Source organism: Streptomyces sp. NPDC004561 (assembly GCF_053602155.1).
Window position 1 is genome coordinate 1 of record NZ_JBSGDB010000595.1, and the last position, 4,905, is coordinate 4,905.

The window sequence follows — 4,905 nt, forward strand, 5'->3', positions numbered from 1 at the left end:
GGACGTGGACGCCGTGGAGGCGCACGGCACGGGCACGCGGCTCGGCGACCCGATCGAGGCGGAAGCCCTCATCGCCGCCTACGGCCGGGGACGGGACGGCGACCGGCCGCTGTGGCTGGGCTCGCTGAAGTCGAACATCGGTCACACCCAGGCCGCGGCCGGCGTGGCCGGCGTGATCAAGATGGTCATGGCGATGCGCCACGGCGTGCTGCCGCAGACCCTGCACGTGGACGAGCCGACGCCGCACGTGGACTGGTCGGCCGGTGACGTCCGGCTGCTGACCGAGGCCGTGCAGTGGCCGGAGACCGACGCGCCGCGCCGGGCAGCGGTGTCCTCCTTCGGCATCAGCGGCACCAACGCGCACGTCATCGTCGAACAGGCCGCGCCGAGCGAGGAGCCCGCCCGCGGGACGGCCGTTGCCGGACCGGTTCCGTGGGTGCTGTCGGCGAAGAGCGATGCGGCGCTGCGGGAGCAGGCGGGCCGGCTGCTGTCCTTCCTGGACGCTGAGGGCGTCGACGGTGTTGAGGGTGCCGGGGTTCGGCCGGAGGATGTGGCGTTCTCGCTGGCGACGTCGCGTGCGGTGCTGGAGCGCCGTGCGGCGGTCGTGGGGGAGGAGCTTGGGGAGTTCCGCCAGGGGCTGGAGGCGATTGTCTCCGGCGCTGCTCCCGTGGACGGTCCCGTCGGGGGCAAGGTCGGGTTCTTGTTCTCGGGGCAGGGTTCGCAGCGGCTGGGGATGGGGCGTGAGCTGTATGCGTCCTATCCGGTGTTCGCTGCGGCGTATGACGAGGTGTGTGCGCATCTCGGTGCCACGGTGGATGTGGACTCTGAGGAGTTGAACCAGACGGGTTCGACGCAGCCTGCGTTGTTCGCCGTTGAGGTGGCGTTGTTCCGGTTGCTGGAGTCGTGGGGTGTCCGGCCGGATTACGTGGCCGGTCACTCGGTGGGTGAGATCGCGGCCGCGCATGTGGCTGGGGTGTTGTCGTTGGAGGATGCGGCGAAGTTGGTGTCGGCGCGGGCTGCGTTGATGCAGGCGTTGCCTGCCGGTGGGGCGATGGTCGCTGTGCAGGCGACCGAGGAGGAGGTGCTGCCCCTCCTGACCGACGAGGTCGGTATCGCGGCGGTCAACGGCCCGCAGTCTGTGGTCGTTTCCGGTGCGGAGGATGCGGTCGCGGCGGTTGCCGAGGTGTTCGCCTCTCGGGGTCGTAAGACGTCACGGTTGAAGGTCAGTCACGCGTTCCATTCGCCGTTGATGGATCCGATGTTGGAGGAGTTCGGACGAGTCATTCGGGGTCTGACCTTCAACGAGCCGCGAATCCCGGTGGTTTCCAACCTCACCGGTCGCCTGGCCGAGTCGTACACCCTGGAGTACTGGGTCCGGCACGTCCGCGAGGCGGTCCGGTTCGCCGACGGCATCGGGACGTTGCACGAGTTGGGTGTGACGACGTTCGTGGAGATCGGCCCGGGCGGTGTCCTCAGCGGCATGGCCCAGGGCTGTGTGGACGACGTCGTCACCATCCCTGTACTCCGAGCCGACCGCCCCGAGCCGTACGCGCTCGTCACCGCAATCGGGCAGCTGCACACCCACGGCGTATCCCCGGACTGGCAGGCGCTCTTCCCGGGTGCCCGGCGCGTCGACCTGCCGACCTACGCCTTCCAGCAGGAGCGCTACTGGCTGGATTCGCCTCAGGTGGCGGCCGCAGGTGTCCCGGAGGCGATGGACACCGAGTTCTGGGACCGTGTCGAGAGCGACGACCAGGCGTCTCTAGGTGCGCTCCTGGGACTGGAGCCCGCCGAACTGGACGTGGTCGCACCCAAGTTGTCAGCCTGGCGCAGGCAGCGGCGCGAGCAGTCCACCGCCGACGGCTGGCGCTACCGGATCACCTGGCAGCCGCTCGGTGACGTGGTCGGGGCCACTCCGTCGGGGACCTGGCTCTACGTGGTCTCCGAGGAGACCGCGTGGACCGAGGCGATCCGAGCCGGGCTCACGGAACTCGGCGTCGCGCTCGTACCGTTCGCCGTGGGTGAGGACACCGACCGCGGCGCGCTCGCCCAGGCCTTGGCCGACGCCGGGCACGAACACGCCGACGGCATCCTGTTCGCCGCGGCACAGGGAGAAGCGGGGACGGACGCGCTCCAACGGCTCGTCCTGCTCGTCCAGGCCCTCGGCGACGCCGGGATCGAGGCTCCGCTGTGGTGCCTGACCAGCGGCGCGGTGTCGACCGGCACGGGGGATCCGCTGACCGACCCCGTATCCGCCCGGCTCTGGGGCCTGGGCAGGATCGTCGCCCTGGAACAGCCGCAGCGCTGGGGCGGGCTCGTCGACCTGCCGGCCGAGCTCGACTCCCGCGCGCTGGAGCGACTGGCCGGGCTGCTGGCCCAGGCCGACGAGGACCAGCTCGCCGTACGCGCCTCCGGCGTGTCCGGCCGTCGTCTCGTGCGCGCGCCGCGGAGCGCGGCACCGGCGGACGCACCCTGGTCGCCGCGCGGCACCGTGCTCGTGACCGGTGGTACGGGTGCGCTGGGCGGGCACGTGGCCCGCTGGCTCGCCGGTGCCGGTGCCGAGCACCTGGTGCTCACCAGCCGCCGTGGCCCCGACGCCCCCGGCGCCGCGGAACTCAGTGCGGAGCTGGAGGAGTTGGGTGCTCAGGTCACCGTCGCCGCGTGCGACGCGGCCGACCGCGACGCGCTCGCCGAGTTGTTCGGCCGGCACACCGTGAACGCCGTGGTGCACACCGCGGGCGTGATCGACGACGGCCTGGTCGAATCGCTCACGCCCGAGCGCCTCGACCACGTGCTGCGCCCCAAGGTGGACGCGGCGCTCCACCTGCACGAGCTCACCCGGGACCGCCGGGACCTCGACGCCTTCGTGCTCTTCTCCTCGATGACCGGCGTCTGGGGCAACGGCGGCCAGGGCGCCTACGGTGCCGCGAACGCCTTCCTCGACGCCCTCGCCGAGCAGCGCCGGGCGCAGGGCCTGCCCGCGCTGGCCGTCGCGTGGGGATCCTGGGCGGGCGGGGGCATGGCCGACGGCGTTGCCGGTGACCACCTGCGGCGGCGCGGCGTACGGGCGATCCCGGCCCTTCCCGCGATCGCCGTGCTGCACGGTGCGCTGACCCACGACGAGACCTCCGTGACCGTCGCGGACGTGGACTGGGACCGCTTCGTCCCGGCCTTCGCCGGCACCCGCCCCTGCCCGCTGCTGCACGGTGTGCCCGAGGCCCGCAAGGCCCTCGAAGCACGCGACCGGGCCGCGCGGAGCGCCGACGTGCCGGCGGCCGCGCTGGTCCATCGCCTCCTCGGCGCCACGCCGGGGGAACAGGGCCGCATCCTGCTGGCCCTGGTCCGCGAGCAGGCAGCCACGGTGCTCGGCCACAGGGGCAAGGGCGGCTTCGAAGCCGACCGGACGTTCCGCGAGACCGGCTTCGACTCGCTCACAGCCGTCGAACTGCGCCACCGGCTCAACACGGCCACCGGCCTCAAGCTGCCCACCACCCTGGTCTTCGACCACCCGACCCCCACCGCGCTGGCCCGTCACCTGGGCGAGGAGCTCCTCGGCCGGTCCGGGCCGACGGGGGACGCCGCGCGGACGACGGCCGCCGCGGCCGACGAGCCGCTCGCGATCGTCAGCATGAGCTGCCGCTTCCCCGGCGGCGTCCAGTCGCCGGAGGACCTGTGGGAGCTGCTGAGCTCCGGCCGGGACGCGATGTCCGGCTTCCCCACCGACCGCGGCTGGGACATCGACGCCCTCTACGACCCCGACCCCGACCGGCCCGGCAGGACGTACACGCGCGAGGGCGGCTTCATCCAGGGCGCCGACCGCTTCGACGCAGGTCTCTTCGGGATCTCTCCGCGCGAGGCGCTGGCCATGGACCCGCAGCAGCGGCTGCTGCTGGAGACCGCGTGGGAGGCATTCGAGCGCGCCGGCATCGCCCCCGCGTCCGTCCGCGCCAGCCGCACCGGTGTCTTCATCGGCACCAACGGCCAGGACTACGCCAACGGGCTGCGCAACGCGCCCGAGGAGATCGAGGGGTACGCGCTCACCGGCAAGGCGGCCTCGGTCGTCTCCGGCCGCATCTCCTACACCTTCGGGCTCGAGGGCCCCGCGGTCACGGTCGACACGGCGTGCTCGTCGTCGCTCGTGGCGCTCCACCTCGCCGCGCAGGCACTGCGGGGCGGCGAGTGCACGATGGCCCTGGTCGGGGGCGTCACCGTCATGACCACGCCGGACCTGTTCGTGGAGTTCAGCCGGCAGCGCGGGCTCTCGCCCGACGGCCGGTGCAAGGCGTTCGCGGCCGGTGCCGACGGCACGGGCTGGGGCGAAGGCGTCGGCCTGCTGCTGGTGGAACGGCTGTCCGACGCCCGTCGGAACGGGCACCAGGTGCTGGCGGTGGTCCGCGGCAGCGCGGTGAACCAGGACGGTGCGTCCAACGGTCTGACCGCGCCCAACGGACCCTCCCAGCAGCGGGTGATCCGGCAGGCCCTGGCCTCCGCCGGGCTCACGCCGGCCGACGTGGACGCCGTCGAGGCCCACGGCACGGGCACCCGGCTCGGGGACCCGATCGAGGCGCAGGCGCTCCTCGCCACGTACGGGCAGGAACGCTCCGACGACCGGCCGGTGTGGCTGGGCTCGATCAAGTCCAACATCGGTCACACGCAGGCGGCCGCGGGCGTCGCCGGTGTGATCAAGATGGTGCTCGCGATGCGGCACGGCGTGCTGCCGCAGACCCTGCACGTGGACGAGCCGACCGCGCACGTCGACTGGTCGGCGGGCGCCGTGCGGCTGCTGACCGAGCCGGTGCCGTGGCCCGGGATCGCCGGGCCCCGCCGGGCCGCGGTGTCGTCCTTCGGCATCGGCGGCACCAACGCGCACACCATCATCGAGGAGGCGCCCGCCGCGGCCGCGGC

1 protein-coding gene is annotated in these 4,905 nt (G+C 73.0%); it reads left to right on the forward strand.

The annotated features are described in order from the left end of the window. The coding region (locus ACWEN3_RS41545; RefSeq protein WP_452982438.1) for an SDR family NAD(P)-dependent oxidoreductase at positions 1 to 4,905 on the forward strand (4,905 nt) is incomplete at both ends.